Below are 19,803 nucleotides of genomic sequence, written 5' to 3' on the forward strand. Positions count from 1 at the left end.
GGCAGGGGTTCAGGCGGGCAGCACCGCGCGGTTCGAGAGTCCGGCTCGGGCGGCGCGGGCGTAGGCGCCGGGCAGCGCGGCCAGGAGGGCGTCGACGTCCGCGTCGGTCGAGGTGTGGCCGAGCGTCATCCGGAGCACCCCGCGGGCCTCGTCCTCGCTCCGGCCGAGCGCGAGGACCACGTGCGAGGGCTCCGGGATCCCCGCTGTGCAGGCGGACCCGGTCGAGACGGAGACGCCCGCGGTGTCGAGGAGGAAGAGGAGGGAGTCGCCCTGCGCACCGGGGAAGGCGAGGTGCGCGTTGTTGGCGACCCGGCGTCCGGAGTCGAGGGCGGGCCCGGTCAGGGTCGCCCCCGGCACGGCGGCGAGGACGCCCGCGACGAGCCGGTCGCGCAGGGCGGCCAGGCGCTGCGCCTCCGCCGACAGCTCGGCGTCCGCCTCGACCGCGGCGGCGGCGAAGGCCGCGGCGCCGGGCACGTCCTGGGTGCCGGAGCGGACGCCCCGCTGCTGTCCGCCTCCGTGCAGCACCGGGACCACGCGGGCGTCGCGGGCGAGCACGAGCGCACCGGTCGCGATCGGCCCGCCGACCTTATGACCCGAGACGCTGACGGCGGCCAGTCCCGCGCCGCGCCCGGAGCCGGAGGCGCGGCGGATCTCGGCGATCCGCAGCGGCACGTGTCCGAGGGCGGCGACCGCGTCGACGTGGAGGGGGACGCCGGCGCGGGCGCACGCGGCCGCCAGCTCGGCGATCGGGTTGATCGTCCCGATCTCGTTGTTGACCCAGAGCACCGTGACCAGGGCGACCGATCCGGGGTCCTCCTCCAAAGCCGCGGCGAGCGCCTCCGGCCGCAGGGTGCCCTCGTCGTCGAGAGGCAGCCACTCGAGGACGGCGCCCTCGTGCTCGGCGAGCCAGGCGGCGGAGTCGAGCGTCGCGTGGTGCTCCCCCTCGGCGACCAGGACCCGGACGCGGGCCGGGTCCTCGCTCCGGCGCTGCCAGTAGAGGCCCTTGATCCCGAGGTTGACCGCCTCGGTGCCGCCGGCGGTGAGGATCACCTCGATCGGCTCGCAGCCGAGCACCCCGGCGAGCGCCGACCTGGCGTCCTCCAGCCGGCGGCGCGCCTCCTGGCCGGAGCCGTGGACGGAGGAGGGGTTGCCGCCGTGGGCGGACGCCTCCGCGAACGCGGCGAGCGCCGAGGCGCGCAGCGGGGTGGTCGCGGCGTGGTCGAGGTAGATCACAGCAGCCCTTCGTCCCGCGTCGGGGGCACGGAGGGAGCCGGTGCCCGTCACTACTGTAAGTCGCATGACCTCTCACGATCCCCTGGCCCGGCTCGGCGTGACCGTGGACGATCAGGGCGGTGAGCTGCGGGTCTGGTCCGAGAGCGCGAGCGCCGTCGATCTGCTGCTGTACGACGAGAAGGATCCGACCTGGGTGACCCGCACGGTTCCGCTGGCGCGCGACGACGCCGCGATCTGGTCCGCGCGCTCCGATCTGCTGGCCCCCGGCCGCCGCTACGCCCTGCGCGTCGACGGGCCGACGGGCCCCCGGCACCGCTTCGACCCCCGCCGGGCCCTGCTGGAGCCGTACTCCCGTGGCCTGCACCGGGTGGCGGAGAACGAGTGGCGCTCGGTCGTCGTGGACGACGCGTTCGACTGGGGCTCCTCCTCCCGGCCCGGCACCCCGATGGACCGCACCGTGATCTACGAGGCGCATGTGAAGGGGCTGACCCGGCTGAACCCGGCGCTGCCCGTGGAGCTGCGCGGCACCTACGCCGGCCTGGCGCACGAGTCGACGGTCTCGGCGCTGCTCGATCTGGGCGTGACGGCGGTCGAGCTGCTGCCCGTGCACGCGTTCGTGTCGGAGCAGCGCCTGCTGCGGCAGGGGCTGACCAACTACTGGGGCTACAACACGCTGAACTTCTTCGCCCCGCACGCCGCGTACGCCTCCTCCACCGCGCAGCGCGGCGGACCGACCGCGGTGCTCCGCGAGTTCAAGGGGATGGTGAAGCTCCTTCACGAGGCCGGCCTCGAGGTGATCCTGGACGTGGTCTACAACCACACCGCCGAGGAGGGGCCGGGCGGGCCGATGTCGAGCCTGCGCGGGATCGACGACGCAGGCTGGTACCGCCAGACGCCCGAGGGCCACTACGTGGACGTCACCGGCTGCGGGAACACGATCGACTTCGGCCGGCCCGCGGCGCAGCGCCTCGCGCTGGACTCGATGCGCTACTGGTCGGGCGAGGTCGGGATCGACGGCTTCCGGCTCGACCTGGCCGCGACCCTCGGCCGGGACGAGATCGCGCACTTCCGGAGCGACCACCCGCTGCTGCGGGCCGCGGTCGAGGATCCGGCGCTGGCCGGCGTGAAGATGATCGCCGAGCCCTGGGACGTGGGAATGGGCGGCTGGCAGACGGGGAACTTCCCGGCCGGGTGGTCGGAGTGGAACGACCGCTACCGCGACCGCGCCCGCAACTTCTGGCTCTCGGACATCGACTACGCCCGCCGCGCCGGCACGGCCCCCGTCGGCATCGGCGGCTTCGCGACCCGACTCTCGGGCTCCTCCAACACCTTCTCGGCGGAGCGGGGACCCCTCGCTTCGGTCAACTTCGTCACCGCGCACGACGGCTTCACGCTGGCGGACCTCGTCTCGTACAACGTCAAGCACAACATCGGCAACGGCGAGTCGAACCGCGACGGAGCCGACACCAACCGCTCCTTCAACCACGGCTTCGAGGGCCCCACCACCGACGAGCGGATCACGCTGGCGCGGCGCAAGGCGATGCGGAACCTCCTCGGCACCCTGCTGCTGTCGGCCGGCGTGCCGATGATCACGGCGGGCGACGAGACCGGGCGCAGCCAGCGCGGCAACAACAACGCCTACTGCCAGGACTCGGACCTGACCTGGGTGCGCTGGGAGGGCCTGGCCGACTGGCAGCTCGCGCTCCGCGCGCACACGCGCACCCTGCTGCGCCTGCGGCGTGAGCACCCGGCGCTGCGTCCCTCCCGCTACGGCAGCGGCGACGCGAGCGAGCCGGGCGCCACGACCATGACGTGGTTCGACGCCCACGGGCGCGGGATGAGCGAGCACGACTGGACCTCCGCCGCCAACCGGACGCTGCAGTACCTCGCGGCCTCGACGCCGGTCGAGGGCGAGCCGGACCGTGTCCTGCTGGTGGTGCACGGCGTCGAGCAGGACACCACGGTCGTGCTCGCCGACGGCGAGGGGGTCACCGGCTACACGCGCCTGTGGAACAGCGAGGAGCCGGAGCCGCTGGAGCACGGCGAATCGTTCGAGCCGGGGCAGGTCATCCGCGTGGCCGGAACCTCGATGCAGCTCTTCGCCGCGCACGGGCCGGCGGCCGAGCAGGACGCCTGATGGCGAGGAGCGGGCCGGGGACCCCGGCGACCGTCGCGCTGACGGCGGCGGGCGTCCCCTTCACTCCCCGCCAGTACCGGCACGACCCGGCCACGACGCGCTACGGGCTCGAGGCGGCCGAGGCGCTCGGCGTCGAGCCGGAGCGCGTGTTCAAGACCCTGATGGTCGACGTGGACGGCGAGCTCGTGGTGGGCGTCGTGCCCGTCACCGGCTCGCTCGGGCTGAAGGAGCTCGCGGCCGCGGTCGGAGGCAGGCGGGCGGCGATGGCCGACCCGGCGCTGGCCCAGCGCCGGACCGGCTACGTGCTCGGCGGCATCTCGCCGCTCGGGCAGAGGACGCTGCACCGCACCGTGATCGACGAGACCGTCGAGCTCCACGACACGGTGCTCGTGTCGGGCGGGCGCCGGGGCTTCGACATCGAGCTCGCCCCCGCCGACCTCGTCGCCGCGACGGCCGCCCTCCTCGCCGACATCGCGCGCTGACCCCTGCTCCCCCGCCGTCCTCCTCCGGGCGCCGTCCTCCTCCCGCGAGACCCCGCCCCGGTCCGCGAGACGCCGAGGAAGGCGCACCGGAGCGGCATCTCGCGGAGAGGGACCGGGCGGGGTCAGCCGGCGGCGGCGGCCAGGCCCAGCTCGGCGGAGCGGGCCAGGAGGGGGTGCCGCGGCACGACGCGGACGGTGTAGCCGAAGGAGCCGCTGCGGTCGAGGGTGACCACTCCGGCGTAGGGCACGCGCCCGACCGCGTCGGCCGGCACCACGGCACCCGACTCCTCGACCACCTCGAGCTCGTGGTGGCGGACCTCGGTGAGCGAGCCGTCAGCGGACGTCGTCCCGTACACGACCTCGACCGAGACGTCCGCCGGCGAGAGCTCGCCCAGGCGCACGCCCGCCCGCACGGCGAGCCGGTCCCCGCGCTGGGGCACCGCGTCGATCCCGCCGGACTCGACGGACGCGACCGCGACCCCGGGCCAGCCGGCGCGGACCCGCCGCTTCCAGGTCGCCAGCTCCTTGGCCGGCTCGAAGTGGTCGGCGGCGACGGCGCGCCCTGCCTCGGCGGCCGGCGAGTAGAGCGCCTCGACGTACTGGCGCACCATCCGCTCGGCGGAGAGCTCGGGCGAGAGGGTCGCGAGGGTGTGCCGGATCGAGCGCACCCACCGCCGGGGCACGCCGTCGTGGTCACGCTCGTAGTAGCGCGGCACGACCTCGGTCTCGAGCAGCTCGTAGAGCGCCTCGGCCTCGAGCGTGTCGCGGGCCTCCGGGTCGAGCGCGCGGTCGGAGGAGGGGATCGCCCAGCCGTTCTCGCCGTCGAAGTACTCGTTCCACCAGCCGTCGAGGATCGAGAGGTTGAGCGAGCCGTTGAGCGCCGCCTTCATCCCCGAGGTGCCGCACGCCTCGAGCGGGCGCAGCGGATTGTTGAGCCAGACGTCGGTGCCCGGGTAGAGCAGCTGCGCCATCGCGATGTCGTAGTCCGGCAGGAAGACGATCCTGCGGCGCACGTCCGGCTCCTGCGCGAAGCGGACGAGCCGCTGGATCAGGCGCTTCCCCTCCTCGTCGGCGGGGTGGGACTTGCCCGCGATGACGATCTGGATCGGATGCTGCGGGTGGGTGAGCAGCGCCCGCAGACGCTCGGGGTCGTGGAGCATCAGGGTCAGCCGCTTGTAGGTCGGCACCCGCCGCGCGAAGCCGATGGTGAGCACGTCCGGGTCCAGCAGCTCGTCGAGCCAGGCCGGCGGGAGGCCGCCCGGGTTCTGCTCGCGCCAGGAGCGGGCGGCCCGGCGGCGGGCGTCCTGCACCAGCTGCTCCCGCATCGCGCGGCGCGCGGCCCACAGCTCGGTGTCGCCGAGCGCGCCCGAGGCCCAGTCGGCCCGCGTCGTGTCGTCGGTGCCGAGCCGCTCCTCCGCGAGCCGCCGGAGGATCGGATCGGTCCAGGTGGCCGCGTGGACGCCGTTCGTCACCGAGCCGATCGGCACCTCCGCCGTCTCGAAGCCGGGCCAGAGGCTCGAGAACATCGATCGGCTGACCTCGCCGTGCAGCGTCGAGACGCCGTTGGAGCGCTGCGCGAGCCGCAGGCCCATGTACGCCATGTTGAACGCCGTCCCGGAGTCCCCCGGCTCGGCGCCCAGCGCGAGCACGTCCTCGACCTGCACGCCCGGGAGCAGCTCCGTGGAGAAGTACTCCTCGATCATCCCGCGGTCGAAGCGGTCGATGCCCGCCGGAACCGGAGTGTGCGTGGTGAAGACCGTGCTCGCCCGCACCACCTGGAGAGCCTGGTCGAAGTCCAGGCCCGCGCCGATCAGGCCGGAGATGCGCTCGAGCCCCTGGAAGCCGGCGTGCCCCTCGTTGGTGTGGAACACCTCCGGGAGGACGCCGCCCGAGACCTCGGCCCAGAGCTCGAGCGCGCGGACCCCGCCGATGCCCAGCAGCAGCTCCTGCAGCAGGCGGTGCTCGCCCCCGCCGCCGTAGAGGCGGTCGGTGACGGAGCGGAGCGAGTCCTCGTTCTCGGGGATGTCGGTGTCGAGCAGGAGGAGGGTCACCCGGCCGACCTCCGCGCGCCAGACCCGGGCGTAGAGCGCGCGTCCCTCGGGGAGCGCCAGCACGATGCGGGCGGGCGAGCCGTCGGCGAGACGGACGACGCGCAGCGGCAGCCCGTCCGGATCGAGAGAGGGGTAGGACTCGAGCTGCCATCCGTCGGCGGAGAGCTTCTGCGAGAAGTAGCCCGACCGGTAGAAGAGGCCCACGCCGGTGAGCGGCGCGCCCAGGTCCGAGGAGGCCTTCAGGTGGTCGCCGGCGAGGATGCCGAGTCCGCCGGAGTACTGGGGCAGCGCCGCCGCGATGCCGAACTCCGGCGAGAAGTAGGCGATCGAGCGCGGGGCGGACTCCGGCAGCGACTGGTACCACCGCGGCTCGGTGCGGTAGCGCTCCAGCTCGTCGCGGAGGCGCCACGCCTCGTCGACGAAGCCCTGGTCCCCCGCCAGCTCGGCGAGGCGCTCGGGGCTCACTGCTCCGAGCAGAGCGGTGGGGTCCGCTCCCCCGCGCCGCCACAGCTCCGGATCGACCCGCTCGAACAAGCGCCGGGCGGGCTCGTGCCAGGCCCAGCGGAGATTGCCCGCCAGATCGCCCAGAGCCGAGAGCTCGGGCGGGAGGACGGAGCGGACGATGAAGCGGCGGATCGCCTTCACGGCACCCCTCGACTCTCTGCGGACCCCGGAGCGCCCGGTCGCGGAGCACCGGGGCGGTCGCGCTCGGTCACCCTAGCGGACCCCGACCACCGCGGATCGGCGGGACGCGGACCCGCCGCCACCCTCCGGCACGCGCTCCCCGGGTCCGTTTGCACAGGCCCGAGCGCGGGCGCAACCGTCGTGTGCGAGCCGCCGCCGGTCGCTACTGTCGTGACGTGGCTCAGATACCTTTCGGCAAGGCTCAGAACGGCAAGGACGCACGGCGAGCGGGTCGCGGACGCGCACCCCAGGAGGCGTCGGCGCCTCCCGAGACGGCCGCTCCGGCGCCCGCCGCCGCCCCCGAGGCGACTCCTGCTCCCCCCGCGGCCGACAGTGCACCGGCCGCCCCGGTGACCGCGGACGCACCCCACGCGTCGCCGGCGACCGCGACGACCGGGAGCGGCTACCGCGTCCGGGCCGAGCGCCTGCCGATCATCGACCCGCAGCCGCGGCTCGAGGACGACCGCTGGCCCGCGAAGGCGTTCGTCGGCGAGGTCGTCCCCTTCGCTGCCACGGCCTTCCGCGAGGGGCACGACCTCATCGGCGTCGACCTCCTGCTGCGCTCGCCGTCCGGGGCCGAGTCGGAGCACCGCATGTCGCTCCTCGCGACCGGCACCGACCGCTACGGGCGCCTCGTGGCCCTCGACGAGGAGGGCGACTGGAGCTACCGCATCCGCGCCTACGCCGACGACTGGGCGACCTGGCAGCACACGGCCGAGGTCAAGATCCCGGCCGGCCTGGACATCGACGTCACCTTCGCCATCGGCGAGGGCCTGCTGCGCAGCGGCGCCGACGACTCCTCGCGGCCCGAGGGCGAGCGCAGCCTGCTCTCCGACACCGCCGCCCGCGTCGGCGACACCACGCTGAGCGCCGAGGAGCGCCTCGCCGCGGCGACCGATCCCACCGTCCACGGCGCGCTCGATGCCCGCCCGGTGATGAGCCTCACCAGCGTCTCCGAGCCGCGCACCGTCCACGTCGAGCGCACCCGCGCCGGCGTCGGCGCCTGGTACGAGTTCTTCCCCCGCTCCGAGGGCGCCGTGCGCCACGAGGACGGGACCGTGACCAGCGGATCCTTCCGCACCGCGATCGACCGCCTCCCCGCCGTGGCGGCGATGGGCTTCGACGTGCTCTACCTGCCGCCGATCCACCCCATCGGCCGCTCCTTCCGCAAGGGCCCGAACAACACGCTCGACGCCGGCGAGAACGACCCCGGCTCGCCGTGGGCGATCGGCTCGGCCGAGGGCGGCCACGACGCGATCCACCCGGACCTCGGCACCGAGGACGACTTCCGCGCCTTCCACGCCGCGGTCGAGGCCGCGGGCCTCGAGCTCGCCCTCGACTTCGCCCTGCAGGCCTCGCCCGACCATCCCTGGGTCACCAGCCACCCCGAGTGGTTCACGACGCTCCCCGACGGCTCGATCGCCTACGCCGAGAACCCGCCGAAGAAGTACCAGGACATCTACCCGATCAACTTCGACAACGACCCCGAGGGCATCCGTCAGGAGTCGCTGCGGGTCCTGCGGCACTGGATCGACCTGGGCGTGCGGATCTTCCGCGTCGACAACCCCCACACGAAGCCGCTCGACTTCTGGGAGTGGATCATCCACGAGGTCAACGCCGAGCACCCCGAGGTCGTCTTCCTCGCGGAGGCGTTCACCCGCCCCGCGATCATGCGCGCACTCGGCAAGGTCGGCTTCCAGCAGTCGTACTCGTACTTCACCTGGCGCAACACCAAGGAGGAGCTCGGCGAGTTCTTCGCGAGCATCTCCCACGAGACGGCCGACTACATGCGGCCGAACCTCTTCGTGAACACTCCGGACATCCTCACCGAGTACCTCCAGTACGGCGGCCGCTCGGCGTACAAGGTGCGGGCGGCCCTGGCCGCGACCGCGTCGCCGCTGTGGGGGGTCTACGCCGGCTACGAACTGGTCGAGAACGTCGCTCGCCCCGGCGCCGAGGAGAACATCGACAACGAGAAGTACGAGTACAAGACGCGCGACTGGGCCGGCGCCGAGGAGTCGGGCCGCTCGCTGGCGCCGTACATCACGCGTCTCAACGAGATCCGGCGCTCGCACCCCGCGCTCGGGCAGCTGCGGAATTTGCACGTGCACGGCAGCGACGATGACGCGATCCTCGTCTACTCCAAGCACCTGCAGGCCGCGTTCACGGGCACCGGGACCGACGACACGATCATCGTCGTCGTCAACACCGACCCGCACTCGGCCCGCGAGACCACGGTCCACCTCGACCTGCCCGCGATCGGGCTCGACTGGAGCGCGACCTTCGAGGTCGAGGACCTGATCACCGGCGCCGTCTGGACCTGGGGCAGCGACGACTACGTGCGGCTCGACTCGTTCGTCGAGCCCGTGCACATCCTGAGCGTGAAGGCGGACGAGCGATGAGCGGAACCACCCCCGAGGGCACGAGCCCGGCCGAGGAGGCGGGCCTCGGCGCGCACGCCGAGACGGTCCCCACGACGGGCACCAGCTCGGCGACCACCTCCGGCCACGGCGCGCACGTCGCCGATGCGGCGCCCGACGCTCGACAGCACCCCGGAGCGGACGGCGAGAACGCGCGCAGCTACGCGGTCGAGACGGTCCCGGAGGCGCCTCAGCCGGTCGCGGCCGACGACGCCGTGACCGTCGAGCCCGACGCCGACGACGCGGAGTCCGCTCCGGTCGGCAGCGGGGCCGAGGGCGACCTGCCCGACGACACGGACGCCGCCGATTCCGTCGCAGCGGACAGCGCCGCTCCCGCCGAGACGACCGCGGACCCCGCATCCGCTTCGGGCCCCGTCGACGGCACCGCTGCGATCGCGCTGCCCGACATCCCCGAGTGGGTGCTGCAGCAGCTCGCCACCGGCAGCAACGCGCTCCCCCACGACGTCCTGGGCCAGCACCTCGTCGCGGCCCCCGGCGTCTCCGACCCGGTGACGGTCGTCCGCGTGCGCCGCCCGCTCGCCGAGAAGGTCGCCGTGGTGCTCGCAACCGGCGCCCGCGTCGAGCTCAGCCACCTCAGCGACGGGATCTGGCAGGGCTTCCACGTCCTCGGTCCGCAGGCGTACACCGTCGAGGCCCGCTACGGCGGCGGCGGCGAGTGGACCGCGGAGGACCCCTACCGCTTCTCGAAGACGGTCGGCGACTTCGACCTCTACCTCATCGGCGAGGGCCGCCACGAGCGCCTCTGGGAGGCGCTCGGTGCCCGCCACCGCGAGCACGAGGGGGTCTGGGGCACGAGCTTCGCCGTCTGGGCCCCGCACGCCCAGGCCGCTCGGGTCGTCGGCGACTTCAACGACTGGAACGGCGAGGGCCACTCCCTCCGCAACCTCGGGACGACCGGGGTCTGGGAGATCTTCGTCCCGGGCGTCGAGCCCGGAGCCTCCTACAAGTTCGACCTGCTCTCGCGCGACGGCCACTGGGTCCGCAAGGCCGACCCGATGGCCCGCGCCACGGAGGTGCCGCCTGCGACCGCCTCGAAGGTCCCCGTCTCGCACCACCAGTGGGGCGACTCCGGCTGGATGGAGAAGCGAGCCTCGGTCGATCCGCACACGCAGCCGCTCAGCGTCTACGAGATGCACCTCGGCTCCTGGCGTCCGGGACTGGGCTACCGCGACCTCGCGGACCCGCTGATCGAGTACGTCACCGAGCTCGGCTTCACGCACGTGGAGTTCATGCCGCTCGCCGAGCACCCGTTCGGCGGCTCCTGGGGCTACCAGGTCACCGGCTACTACGCCGCCTCGAGCCGCTTCGGCACGGCCGACGACCTCAAGTACCTGATCGACCGTCTGCACCAGGCCGGCATCGGCGTCATCGTCGACTGGGTGCCCGGGCACTTCCCCAAGGACGACTTCGCCCTCGCCCGCTTCGACGGCGAGCCGCTCTACGAGCACCCGGACTGGCGCCGCGGCGAGCAGATGGACTGGGGCACCTACGTCTTCGACTTCGGGCACACCCAGGTGCGCAACTTCCTCGTCGCGAACGCCCTGTTCTGGCTCGAGGAGTTCCACGTCGACGCCCTGCGGGTGGACGCCGTCGCCTCGATGCTCTACCTCGACTACTCCCGCAAGGAGGGCGAGTGGCTGCCGAACCAGTACGGCGGACGCGAGCACCTCGAGGCGATCAGCTTCCTCCAGGAGGTCAACGCCACGGCCTACAAGCTGCACCCCGGCATCATGATGATCGCCGAGGAGTCGACGAGCTGGCCCGGCGTCACCCAGCCCACCAGCTCCGGCGGCCTCGGCTTCGGGCTCAAGTGGAACATGGGCTGGATGCACGACTCGCTCGACTACATGGCGAACGATCCGCTGTGGCGCCAGTACCACCTGGGCGAGATCACCTTCTCGTTCGTCTACGCCTTCAGCGAGAAGTTCGTCCTGCCGATCAGCCACGACGAGGTCGTGCACGGCAAGGGCTCGCTGATCCAGAAGATGCCGGGCGACCACTGGCAGCAGCTCGCGAACGTGCGCGCCTACCTCGCCTTCATGTGGGCGCACCCCGGCAAGCAGCTCCTCTTCATGGGCCAGGAGTTCGGCCAGTACTCCGAGTGGAGCGAGGAGCGCGGTCTGGACTGGTGGATCCTCGATCAGCCGAGCCACCGCGGTCTCTGGAGCCTCGTCGGTCAGCTGAACCGCGTGTACCGCGACTCGCCGTCGCTCTGGGAGCTCGACCACGAGCAGTCGGGCTTCGAGTGGATCGACGGCGGCGCGGCGGCGGCCAACGTCGTCTCGTTCCTGCGCAAGGACAGCGAGGGTCGCCCGATCGCCGTCATCGCCAACTTCTCGGGTTCGCCCGTGCACGGCTACCGCGTGAGCCTGCCCACGGCCGGCCGCTGGGAGGAGCTCGTCAACACGGACGCCGAGATCTACGGCGGCAGCGGAGTCGGGAACTTCGGAGCGGTCGAGGCTCGCGAGGAGCCGTGGGCCGGCCGCCCGGCTTCCGCCGAGCTGGTCCTGCCCCCGCTGGCCGTGCTCTACCTGCGACCCGCCGACTGATCGGTCCCCGCACGGAAGAGGCCGCCCGCCGCGACGATCGTCGCGAGCGGGCGGCCTCTCGGCGTTCCGGCCGGCGTCAGTAGAGCAGGCCGGTGAGCCGGGCCCGAGCCTTGTTGACGCGCGGGTCGGTCTGACCGACGATCTCGAAGAGCTCCAGGAGACGAGCCCGGACGGCGGCCTTCGCCTCGGCGTCGAGGCGCGGGAACATCGAGAGCAGCCGGTCGAAGGCGTCCTCGACGTGGCCGCCCGAGACGTCCAGGTCGGCGACGGCGAGCTGCGCGTCGAGGTTCGACGGCTCGGCCGCGGCGGTCGAGCGGATGTCGTCGAGCGTGCGGCCCTGGAGGCGGGCCAGCAGCCGCACCTGAGCGAGACCGGCGACCGCGAGGTCGTCGCGCGGGTTCTGCGCGATGGCGGTCTCGTACTCGGTGATCGCTTCGGCGTAGTCGCCCCGGTCGATCGCGTCGTAGGCCTCCTGGTGGTGCGGCGGCAGCGGCTCGGGCTCGGGCTCCGCGCCCTCGGCGGGAGCGGCTCCCTCCACCGGCACCGTGCCCGTCACACCGTTCTGAGCGGCGAGCTGGAGGACCTGCTCGAGCAGGTCGCGCAGCTGCTCCTCGGCGACGAGGCCGCTGAACAGGGGCACCGGGCGGCCGCCGATGATCGCGGCGACCGTCGGCACGGACTGCACCTGGAACGCCTGCGCCAGCTGCGGGCTCGACTCCACATCGACCCCGACGAGCACGAACGCGCCGGCGTACGAGACGACGACCTTCTCGAGCAGCGCGGTCATGCTCTGGCTCTGGTCCGACCAGGAGCCGCGCAGGTCGACGATCACCGGCACGCGCGACGAGAGCTGGACCACCTGGTCGAACTCGGCGTCGCCGGCGGTCAGCAGCAGCGGATTCGCGCCGGGCGCGCCTCCGGGAGCGGCGGGCGCGGCCGGGGCGCCGGCGGAGGCGGCGGGCGGGGTGCGGCGGTTCACCAGCGACGAGAGGTCGACGGCGCCGCGGAGGTTTCCGGGCAGGGGCGGGAGGGTGCTCACGGCAGCTGCACCACCGAGACGAGTCCCTGGCTCCATCCGAGCATCACGATCTTCTCCTCCGATCCGACGGGCGGTACGTAGAACAGCAGTTGGTATCCGTAGGTGGTCTCGATGCCGGTCGTCGACTTGTCCGTGCCCAGCAGGGTCTGCGAGGCGCCGGAGGTCGAGACGGTCGAGCCCTCGGCAGTGGGGCGGACGGTCGACGTCTCGGCGATGCTCGCCGCGACGAGGGCCCCCGAGTCGTTCGTCGCGAGCGCGATCGTCGGCGACGTGCCGGCGGCGTTCGAGAACTCGATCGAGGCGGTGTCCGGCAGCGCCTCGCGGTCGGCGTTCTTCTTGTCGACGCCGACCTGCCCCCGGAGGGTGTCGCCATCGGCCGCGAAGAGCTCGGCGTACTGGCTCGAGTCGCCGTTGGCGAGCACGTCCGCGTACGCGGAGCCGACGGTCTGCGGGGCGAGCTTCATCAGGCGCGAGTCCGGCGCCACGATCGACGTGCCGACGGTGACGGGCGCGACGTCGGGGATGCGCGCGTTGGCCTCGAGCGAGATGGCGTAGTCGACCTTGTAGTCGACGCGCGGGCTCGCCTGGCTCATCATCAGCGCGATCGGGGCCTGGGTGGTGTCCGTCGAGTTCTGCACGACGGCGGTGACGAGGCGCGGCCACGACTCCGTGTCCTGCGGGAGCACCAGGCTCACCGGGGAGGCCGGGATCGTCTGCGGCGGGTCGATCGTCCCGCCCTTGGCGACGACGTCGTAGTTCGTGGTGCGCTCGGTGAGCGCCTCGCCCTGGAAGCGCTCGGCCAGGATCCCGGCGTCCCGGGCGGCGTCGGCGCGCGACGCGACATCGGCGACCTCGGCGACGACGGCCTCCGCCTGCTGCGTGGTGACCACAGGGGTCGGCTCGGCCGAGACCGGCTCTGCCCCCGCGGTCGCCGTGGCGGACGCGGTCGGCGCCTCGCTCGCGCCCGCGGCGAGATCCGGCCAGTAGTCGGAGCTGCAGCCGGAGAGGAGGACCGTCGTCCCGAGGACGACGGGCAGCACCAGGGCCGCCCGGCGGCGCGAGGGCGCCGGCGACGCCGTGGAGGCCTGGATCCCGGCACGCGGCCGGGGACGGCGGGCACCGCGGGGGATACGGCCCTGCGGTCCCTTCCGGCGCGGGCCGTGCTGGCGGCGCAGGTGGACGAAGGCCCAGATGTAGAGGACGAGGCCGAGGAGGAGGAACACGGCTCCTCCGAGCAGCAGCGGGCCGGCGAGGGGCGTCGCGGTGTCCACGGGCCAGCTGACGCGCACGGAGTCGGCTGCCGGCGCGGTGCCGTCGCTCGCGATGAGGATGGAGACGTCCTCCGGCACGTCGAGCGCCAGGGTCACGCTGCCGCTCCCCTCGAACTCCTCGAGCCAGAGGTCGGAGCCGCGAGGATCGACGACCGCCGCGTCGGCGGTCTCGACGTCGGAGGAGAGCTGGACGCGCTCGCCCGTCTCCTCCGCGGAGGTGAGGGTGTCGTCGGCGCGCTCGTAGCCGATGGCGTCGTAGCTCGAGCCGCCCACCCAGCCCAGCACGTCGGAGGTCCGGGCGTAGGCGACGACGAGGTCGCCGCTGCCCTCGACCGTGATCGTCTGGCGTCCCGGGTTGGCGCCCAGGGTGCTGCCGTCGATCACCGCGTAGGGAGCGGAGGAGTCGAGCGCGGTCTCGGCGGTGAGGGACTCCGGAGGAGCCCAGACCGTCCGCTGACCGATGCCGAGCACGATCATCGCGGCAGCGATGACGGTGGCGATGATGGCGAAGACGAACCGCACGAAAGAACTCCTCCTGCGTTGCCGGATCGGGGTGACGGCCGGGGCCGGCTCGGGGTACGCAGCCGGACCGGGGCGCGACGGCAACAGACAAAGACAGTCCACGATAGCCGATGCCCTCGCTCCGATGCCCGGGAGAAGCCGAGAGTGCGGCCCGGGCGGCGCGCGGTGCGGGTGTCGCCCCGGCCGCGGCCTCCCTGCTGAATACACTTTCCCAGTGCCGCGAGCCCCACCGCGGTCCTGCTCTGAAGGAGACGACGTGGCGAACGACGAGGCCGAATTCACCCAGGTGTTCCGTGGCTACGACCGGGACGAGGTCGACAAGGCCGTCCAGGGCCTGCGCCGCGAGCTCATCCACTCGAACACCCAGGCGGCCGAGAGCGGCCGCGAGGTGAAGCGCCTGTCCTCTCGGATCGAGGGCCTCGAGAAGGAGCTGCAGCAGGTCGGCACTCCCACCTACGCCGGCCTGGGCGCCAAGCTCGAGCACACCCTGCGCGTGGCCGAGGAGCAGTCCGAGCGGATCATCGCCCAGGCCGAGAACGACGCCTCCGCCCTCCGCCGCTCCACCCGCGACGACGGCGACCGCATCCTCCAGGAGGCGCGCGACGAGGCCGAGCGCCTGGTGACCGAGGCGCGCCGCCGTGCTGACCGGACCCGCGACGAGTCCGAGGCGCAGGCCGCGGCGACGCTCGGCAAGGCCGCCGACGACCGCGACGTGATGACGCAGGACGCCGTCCGCGAGGCCGCCGCGATCCGCGGCACCGTGGCGACCGAGGCCGCCGAGACCCGCGCCACCGCGAAGCGCGAGGCCGCCGCGATCCGCTCCGAAGCCGAGCGCGAGGCCGCGGAGATGCGCGCCGTCGCCGCCCGCGAGATCGAGGTCGCCCGCGCCGAGGCCGCCCGCCTCGCCCAGGCCAACGAGCTCCTGCGGGCCGAGGTCGCCTCCGAGGTGGACCGGCTCCGGGCGGCCGTCGAGGCCGAGGTCGCCCAGGCGCGCGCGGCGGTCGAGGCCGAGGTGCTCTCGACCCGCGCCGCGCTCGACGCCGAGGTCGCCGCAGTCCGCGCCGAGGGCGCGCGCGAGATCGCCGACCAGCGCACCCGGCTCACCCAGGAGCGCGCCGAGGCCGTCGCCGTGCTCGACGCCGAGCTGGCGGGCCTGCGCGCCGCGTCCGCCGACGAGGCCGCTGCGCTCTCGCGCGAGGTCGAGCAGGCCCGGATCGACCTGGTGGTCGAGCTCGCCGCGCGCCGCGAGGAGGCCGACCGCGACGACCTGCTCCGCCACCAGGAGGCCGTCGCGCAGACCCAGCGCTACCTCGACGAGTCGAACCTGCAGCTCGCCGACGCCATCCGACGCGCGAACGACAAGCGCCTCGAGGCGGACGCCCTCCGCAGCGACGCCCTCGACGACACGACGCGACTGCGCCGGAAGGCCCAGGACGACTCCGACGCCCTCCTCGACGACGCGCGCGACCAGGCGCAGAAGCTCGTCGCGGACGCGGAGCGCCGCAGCCGCGAGCTGATGGACACCGCCGAGCGGCGCCTCGACGAGATCCGCACCGAGCGCGACGCGATCGCCGGCTACGTGTCGGGACTGCGCGGGCTCATCGGCCACATCGACGGACTCGCGGACGACAGCGACGGCGACGGCTCCGACGGCAGCAGCCCTGACGGCAGCGGCTCCGACGGCGGCTCGTCCGGCCGCTAGGCGGTCGCTGGGCGGGCGGGCTCAGCCGAGCTCGCCCGCCCACTCCGTCGGCAGCGGGGACGAGGCGGGCGCGACCACGCGCACGATCTCGTCGAGGACGCGCCGGGTCTGCGCCTCGCCGACCCAGAGGTGCTTCCCGCCCTCCACAGCGACGAGGTCCAGCTGCGGCACGCTCGCGAAGCGCTCGGCGGCCGCCTCCGGCCGCAGGTAGTCGTCGAACTCCGGGACGAGCGCCACGAGCGGTCGGCCGTCCTCGCCCCAGGCGGCGACCTCCTCCGCGCTCGTGCGGTGCAGCGGCGGCGAGAGCAGGATCGCTCCCTCGACGGGGTGCTCCCTCCCCCACTTCAGCGCGAGCTCGGTGCCGAAGGACCAGCCGACCAGCCAGGGGTGCGGCAGTCCGCGCTCCGCGACGAGCGCCAGGGCTGCGGCGACGTCGGCGCGCTCCTCGGTGCCGTGTCCGAACGCGCCCTCGCTCGTGCCGCGCGGCGACGCGGTGCCGCGGGTGTTGAAGCGGAGGACCGCCAGGTCGGCGAGCGCGGGCAGGCGGGCGGCGGCCTTCCGCAGGATGTGCGAGTCCATGAAGCCGCCGTGGGTGGGCAGCGGATGCAGGGTGACCAGGGTCGCGACCGGCTCGCGCTCCAGGGGCAGCGCGAGCTCCCCGACAAGGGTCAGCCCGTCGGCCGTGTGCAGCTCGATGTCCTCGCGGCGGGCGGGGAGGACGACGCCTCCGCGGATCTCGTGGGTCATCGTGCTCCTCGGATTCTCCAGCAGTGCGTGTGCCAGTGGCGGCGGCCGGCCAGATCGGCCGCGTCGCCGAGCGCGCCGTCGGCCCGCCAGGTGACCAGGTGCGGCTGGCCGATGTCGATGGTGAGCCCGCAGCCCGGGCAGAGGTAGTTCTTCACGGCCCGCGCTGCGGAGACGGGCTGGACGTTCCACTCCCGACCGGCGTGGGACTCGGTGCGCCGGAAGCCGGCGAGCATCTGCGAGAGGTCGCGCTGCTCGTCGTCGTCGTCACGGCGGCCGCCCCGGGGTCTGTTGCTGCGCGGCATCTCCCCAGTCTAGGAGGCCGCCGCCGGGCCGCTCCCGTCAGTGGGAGCTGTCGTCCATCTCGAGCCGGGTCTCCTCGGCGTCGAGCATCAGCTGCGCCCGCCGCAGCGTCCGCGAGGAGTAGACCCCGCGCCCCCGGGCGTCCAGCAGTGCCTCCCGCTCGGCGAGCAGGACCGCTCGGCGCAGCCGCAGGTACTGCGCGTGCGGGCCGAGCGGCGCGTCCTCCGCACGGCCGACCTGCTCCCACGCCACCTGCGAGCGGGTCAGAGTGTCGCGGCGCACGCGCTCGAGCACGCGCTCGCCCGCCTCGCCGTCGGGCAGCTCCGCCACCGCCTCGGGGAGGGCCTGGATGCCCGTGGCCGCGACCTCGTCGAGCAGCGTCGCGAGCTCGCGGCGGTCGGCCTCTCCGTCGGTGCCCTGGATGCCGGTGAGCCGGATCAGCGCGGGGAGCGTCGCACCCTGCAGGAGCAGCGTCACGACGGCGACGGTGAAGGCGATCAGGATCAGCTGGGAGCGGTAGGGAGTCTCGTCCGGCAGCGACTGGGCCGCGGCGAGCGTGACCACGCCGCGCATACCGGACCAGGACAGGACGACTCCTCCGCGCCAGCCGAACGCCTCGCTCGCGGTCGCGGCCAGATCGGTCTCGCGCCGGAGGTAGAGCCGCTCCGCTCTCACCTGCCGCCGCCGGAAGCGCTCGTCGCTGGTGGCGCTGTTGCGCAGTCGCATGAGGCCCACCGCCAGCCGCCGGTTGATCCGCTCCGCCCGCCGACCGGAGCTGCGCAGCCACAGGAGCAGCGGCCACACGAAGAGGGCCCGCAGCACGATCAGGATGACCACGGTGGCCAGACCCAGCAGCACCGCGGTGCCCACTCCGAACTCGCCCGGGTCCACGACCCCGGAGACGATCGCCTTGATCTCGGCGCCCATGAGCAGGAAGACGCCGTTCTCGAGCAGGAACTGCGCCGTCCGCCAGTTCACCCGCTCGCTGATCCGCGACTGCGGCGAGAGGAAGCGCGCGCTGTTGTGCCCCGTGTAGATCCCGGTGACCACGACGGCGAGCACCCCGGACGCGCCCAGCTCCTCGGCCGGGATGTAGGCCAGGAACGGCACGGCGAAGGACACGGCGGTGTCGAGCACCGGGTCCCGCAGCTTCGAGCGCACGAAGACGGTGAGCACGCCCATCACCAGTCCGAGGACGATCGCCATCAGGACGGAGTAGACGAAGAGGACACCCACCTCGCCCACGTCGATCGCGTCGGTCGTGACGGAGGCGCCGACCACGGCCGCCGCAGCCGTCGCGGCGCGCAGCAGCACCAGCGCCGACGCGTCGTTCACGAGGCTCTCGCCCTCGAGCACCGTCACCAGGCGGGGCGGGAGTCCGAGCTTCTTGCCGATCGAGGTCGCGGCCACCGCGTCGGTCGGGCTCACGACGGCGCCCAGAGCGATCGCTGCGGGCAGGCTCAGATCGGGGAACACGAGGTAGAGGAAGCCGCCGACCACGAGGGCGGTCACGACGACCAGCAGCACCGAGAGCCCGAAGATCGAGCGCAGGTTCCGCCGGAAGTCGGTGAGGGGCACCTGGATCGCGGCCGAGTACAGCAGCGGCGGCAGCACGCCCGCGAGGATCAGCTCGGGCTCGACCTCGATGTCCGGGACCCCGGGCAGGTAGGACGCGCCGATCCCGATGACGACCAGGAGCAGCGGTGCGGCGATCCCGAGGCGGCTCGAGAACCGCGCGACGGTGACGACCGTGATGATCCCGACGACCCCGAGCAGCGCGTAATCCACGGCACCAGGGTAGCGAGAGCCTCAGCCCGCCGGACGCGGTGCCGAGCGGAGGGGAACGATCAGTACCAGCCGACCGATTCGGAGTGGGCCCAGGCACCGCAGGGCGAGCCGTAGCGGCCGGAGATGTAGCCGAGGCCCCAGGTGATCTGGGTGCTCGCGTTGGTCGCCCAGTCGGAGCCGGCCGACGCCATCTTGCTGCCGGGGAGTGCCTGCGGGATGCCGTAGGCACCGCTGGACTTGTTCTCGGCGTAGACGTTCCAGCCGGACTCGCGGTTCCAGAGGAGGACGAGGCAGTCGTACTCGCTGTCGGCCCAGCCGCGCTGCACGATCATGTCGTACGCGATCGCCTTCGCGGATCCGGGATCCGGAGCGGCGGCGCGCTGGACGGGAGCGGCGGTCTCCGCCTCGGCGGAGCCCGACTCCTCCTCGTCGGCGGTCGCGGAAGCGGTCTGAGTCTCGGTCGGAGTGGGCGTCGGGGTCGGGGTCGGAGTGGGCGTCGGCTTCGCCTCGGCGCCGAACGAGTCGCGCTGGACGGTCCGCTCGACGGCGTCCGCGACGACGAGCCGCTGCGCGGAGTCGCCGTTGAAGCGCGCCGGGGCCTGGTAGTAGGGGGACGCGACCGCGCCGCTGGACGGATCGACGACGTTCACCATGGCGAACGCGATCGACGCTGTGAAGGCCAGCACCGTCACCGGGATCCGAGCCCAGGAGCGCCGCACCGGGGTCTGGTGCGGGACCGCCGGGCGACCGCTGGTGCGGTTCGCGGGCGTGTGGGCGACGGAGGTCTGAGGATGCTGAGCCACGATTACGAAAGCATAACGGACGATGACCTGATCGGCCAGCAGATCCGGCTCCGG

At 73.4% G+C, this 19,803-nt stretch carries 13 protein-coding genes; 5 read left to right on the forward strand and 8 right to left on the reverse strand.

Annotated elements, in window-relative coordinates; genetic code table 11:
* Positions 1-9 precede the first annotated feature (9 nt).
* A complete protein-coding gene (locus C5B95_RS07920) occupies positions 10-1,233 on the reverse strand; it encodes a cysteine desulfurase family protein (RefSeq protein ID WP_308471272.1) in 1,224 nt (407 codons plus the stop codon).
* A gap of 64 nt (positions 1,234-1,297) precedes the next feature.
* On the opposite strand from C5B95_RS07920, the gene glgX reads away from it, so the two are divergent.
* Complete coding sequence (gene glgX / locus C5B95_RS07925; protein ID WP_104348897.1) at positions 1,298-3,370, forward strand: glycogen debranching protein GlgX; 2,073 nt, start codon at positions 1,298-1,300, stop codon at positions 3,368-3,370.
* Positions 3,370-3,852 (forward strand): Cys-tRNA(Pro) deacylase, encoded by a 483-nt coding sequence (ybaK, locus tag C5B95_RS07930; RefSeq protein ID WP_104347838.1) that lies wholly within the window; start codon positions 3,370-3,372, stop codon positions 3,850-3,852. Before glgX ends, ybaK begins: the two co-directional genes overlap by 1 nt.
* A gap of 122 nt (positions 3,853-3,974) precedes the next feature.
* Here the strand turns inward: ybaK and glgP are convergent, their stop codons facing one another.
* Positions 3,975-6,548 carry an alpha-glucan family phosphorylase gene (gene glgP, locus C5B95_RS07935; protein WP_104348898.1) on the reverse strand — a complete coding sequence of 858 codons (2,574 nt, stop codon included), beginning with the start codon at positions 6,546-6,548 and terminating at the stop codon, positions 3,975-3,977.
* A 470-nt stretch (positions 6,549-7,018) separates the two neighbouring features.
* Between glgP and C5B95_RS07940 the strand changes: the two genes are divergently transcribed.
* Together C5B95_RS07940 and glgB are read left to right on the forward strand one after the other, a co-directional pair.
* Positions 7,019-8,989, forward strand: coding sequence for an alpha-1,4-glucan--maltose-1-phosphate maltosyltransferase (locus tag C5B95_RS07940; protein WP_258059871.1), 1,971 nt, complete (start codon positions 7,019-7,021; stop codon positions 8,987-8,989).
* Positions 8,986-11,577, forward strand: coding sequence for a 1,4-alpha-glucan branching protein GlgB (gene glgB / locus C5B95_RS07945; RefSeq protein WP_146076542.1), 2,592 nt, complete (start codon positions 8,986-8,988; stop codon positions 11,575-11,577). The genes C5B95_RS07940 and glgB overlap by 4 nt, the downstream gene beginning before the upstream one ends.
* A gap of 76 nt (positions 11,578-11,653) precedes the next feature.
* On the opposite strand, the gene C5B95_RS07950 is transcribed toward glgB, so the two are convergent.
* A complete protein-coding gene (locus tag C5B95_RS07950) occupies positions 11,654-12,616 on the reverse strand; it encodes a tetratricopeptide repeat protein (protein ID WP_104348899.1) in 963 nt (320 codons plus the stop codon).
* Positions 12,613-14,409 carry a hypothetical protein gene (locus C5B95_RS07955; protein ID WP_104325941.1) on the reverse strand — a complete coding sequence of 599 codons (1,797 nt, stop codon included), beginning with the start codon at positions 14,407-14,409 and terminating at the stop codon, positions 12,613-12,615. Before C5B95_RS07955 ends, C5B95_RS07950 begins: the two co-directional genes overlap by 4 nt.
* A 256-nt stretch (positions 14,410-14,665) precedes the next feature.
* Between C5B95_RS07955 and C5B95_RS07960 the strand changes: the two genes are divergently transcribed.
* A complete protein-coding gene (locus C5B95_RS07960; RefSeq protein WP_104257367.1) occupies positions 14,666-16,111 on the forward strand; it encodes a DivIVA domain-containing protein in 1,446 nt (481 codons plus the stop codon).
* Positions 16,112-16,132: 21 nt separating this feature from the next.
* Here the strand turns inward: C5B95_RS07960 and C5B95_RS07965 are convergent, their stop codons facing one another.
* Genes C5B95_RS07965 through C5B95_RS07980 form a run of 4 tightly spaced genes read right to left on the reverse strand, consistent with a single transcriptional unit; the run spans position 16,133 to position 19,749 of the window.
* The gene (locus C5B95_RS07965) at positions 16,133-16,858 is read right to left on the reverse strand and encodes an alpha/beta hydrolase (protein ID WP_104226862.1); all 726 of its coding nucleotides are present in this window, start codon (positions 16,856-16,858) and stop codon (positions 16,133-16,135) included.
* On the reverse strand, positions 16,855-17,160 hold the full coding sequence (locus C5B95_RS07970) for a hypothetical protein (RefSeq protein WP_181027199.1): 306 nt from the start codon (positions 17,158-17,160) through the stop codon (positions 16,855-16,857). The genes C5B95_RS07965 and C5B95_RS07970 overlap by 4 nt, the downstream gene beginning before the upstream one ends.
* Positions 17,161-17,197: 37 nt before the next feature.
* The gene (locus C5B95_RS07975) at positions 17,198-18,946 is read right to left on the reverse strand and encodes a sodium:proton antiporter (RefSeq protein ID WP_104260590.1); all 1,749 of its coding nucleotides are present in this window, start codon (positions 18,944-18,946) and stop codon (positions 17,198-17,200) included.
* A gap of 59 nt (positions 18,947-19,005) precedes the next feature.
* Positions 19,006-19,749, reverse strand: a complete 744-nt coding sequence (locus C5B95_RS07980) for a lytic transglycosylase domain-containing protein (RefSeq protein ID WP_258059865.1) — start codon at positions 19,747-19,749, stop codon at positions 19,006-19,008.
* Positions 19,750-19,803: the final 54 nt, after the last annotated feature.

This window comes from Rathayibacter sp. AY1A7 (assembly GCF_002930845.1).
GTDB lineage: Bacteria > Actinomycetota > Actinomycetes > Actinomycetales > Microbacteriaceae > Rathayibacter.

Excerpts from the sequence above, each read along its gene's own strand:
- glgB (WP_146076542.1), top strand. The coding sequence starts at position 8,986 with ATGAGCGGAACCACCCCCGAGGGCACGAGCCCGGCCGAGGAGGCGGGC.
- ybaK (WP_104347838.1), top strand. The coding sequence starts at position 3,370 with ATGGCGAGGAGCGGGCCGGGGACCCCGGCGACCGTCGCGCTGACGGCG.
- C5B95_RS07970 (WP_181027199.1), bottom strand. The coding sequence starts at position 17,160 with ATGCCGCGCAGCAACAGACCCCGGGGCGGCCGCCGTGACGACGACGAC.
- glgX (WP_104348897.1), top strand. The coding sequence starts at position 1,298 with ATGACCTCTCACGATCCCCTGGCCCGGCTCGGCGTGACCGTGGACGAT.
- C5B95_RS07965 (WP_104226862.1), bottom strand. The coding sequence starts at position 16,858 with ATGACCCACGAGATCCGCGGAGGCGTCGTCCTCCCCGCCCGCCGCGAG.